Below are 1,863 nucleotides of genomic sequence, written 5' to 3' on the forward strand. Positions count from 1 at the left end.
CGCAACTCGGCCGCACCCGGCGCCCGCTCACCCCGCCGGGAGAGCAGCACCAGATGCCGCACCCCCCGCTCGGCCACCAGGTGCCGCGCCAGGATCGCCCCCAGCGTCCCCGTACCACCCGTGATCAGAACCGTGCCGTCCTCGTCCCACGGGCGGGCCGACTCGACCTCGGGAACGGCCGCCCGCACCAGCCGCGGCGCGTGCAGGCGCCCGTCCCGCAGGGCGAGTTGGGGCTCGCCGGTGGCGACGGCGGCGGCCAGGGCCGCCTCGGAGGCCGCGGCGCCGTCGGTGTCCACGAGCACGATCCGGCCCGGAAACTCGGACTGGGCCGAGCGGAGCAGACCCCAGTCCGGGGCCGTCGCCAGGTCGGGCGTCTCCCCCTCGTCCACGGCCACCGCCTGACGCGTCAGGACCACCAGACGGACACCCTCACGGGACTCGTCCGCGAACCACCCCTGAACGGCCGCCAGCGTCACGGCCAGGTCCCCCTCCGCCCGCAGCACCTCCCAGGCGGACTCGTCGGAGGCACCCGCCGTCACCTCCGGCCAGTCCAGCCGGAACAGCGCGTCGCGGTCGGCGCCGCCCGTCGGGGCGAGCTGCTCGGCGGAGACCAGGCGGGCCCGGAGTGCCTCCACCGAGGCCACCGGCGCGCCGGTCCCGTCCGCGAGCTCGATCGCGAGCACCTCCGGCTCGGTGTAGCGGAGCCGGACGCGCAGGGCGCTCGCCCCCGTCGCGTGCAGCCGGACACCGGTGTAGGCGAACGGCAGCCGGCTCACTCCGGGCGGGCTGTCGACCAGCCGGTGGTGGACGGTGATGTGGACGGCGGCGTCCAGCAGGGCGGGGTGGAGGCCGTACCGTTCGGCCTCACCGGCGAGCGCGTCGGGCAGCGCGACCTCGGCGTAGAAGGTGTCGCCGTCCCGCCAGGCGGCGCGCAGGCCCTGGAACCCGGGCCCGTAGTCCAGCCCGGCGGCGGCCAGGTCCTGGTAGATCCCCTCGGTGTCCAGCGCCGTCGCACCCGGCGGCGGCCAGGCGTGCAGACCCTCGGCCGGCGCGGCCGGGCCGCTCAGCAGGGTGCCGGCGGCGTGCCGGGTCCACTCGGCCGAATCCGTCAACCGCTCCACCGGGTCGCCCGGTCCGGCCGGCGGGGCGGGGCGCGAGTGGACGGTGACGGACCGCAGGCCCGCCTCGTCCGGGTCACCGACGCTCACCCGGACGTGGACGGCGCCGCGGTCCGGGACGAGGAGCGGGGCCTCGACGACCAGTTCGTCGAGCGCACTCGCCCCCACCTCGTCGCCCGCGCGGATCGCCAGCTCCAGCAGTGCGGTGCCGGGAAGGATCACCGTGCCCTGCACCGCGTGGTCGGCGAGCCACGGGTGGGTGGCCAGCGACAGGCTGCCGGTCAGCACGGCGCCCTCGCCGTCCGGCAGGCCGACGGCCGCCCGGAGCAGCGGGTGGCCTATCGGGGCCAGGCCGAGGCCGCCGGCGTCGCCAGTACGGGTCGCGGGCTCCAACCAGTAACGACGCCGCTGGAACGGATACGTCGGCAGGTCGATGCCGGAGGACCGGCCCGTGGCCGTGCCCAGCAGCGCGGTCCAGTCGACCCGGTGACCCTGGACATGGATCCGCGCCAACGCCGCCACCGCCGTCCGCGACTCCCCACGATCCCGCCGCAACACCGCAGCCGTCACCGGCCCCTCAAGAACCCCCTCCACCAACGACGCAAGAGTCCCGTCCGGACCCAACTCCACGAACGTCGACACACCCTCCGCCGACAACGACCCCACCACATCCGCGAAACGCACCGCCTCACGAACCTGACGCACCCAATACCCCGGATCCGCCAACTCCCCACCCGAAGCAACC

1 protein-coding gene is annotated in these 1,863 nt (G+C 75.8%); it reads right to left on the minus strand.

Translation table 11 applies throughout. From position 1 onward, the window contains the following. The coding region (locus tag PUR56_RS03960; RefSeq protein ID WP_329947857.1) for a polyketide synthase dehydratase domain-containing protein at window positions 1–1,631 on the minus strand (1,631 nt) is incomplete at its 3' end. Between the last annotated feature and the right edge of the window lie 232 nt (window positions 1,632–1,863).

Origin of the sequence: Streptomyces sp. BE303 (assembly GCF_036290945.1) — a bacterium.
Taxonomy (GTDB): Bacteria; Actinomycetota; Actinomycetes; order Streptomycetales; family Streptomycetaceae; genus Kitasatospora.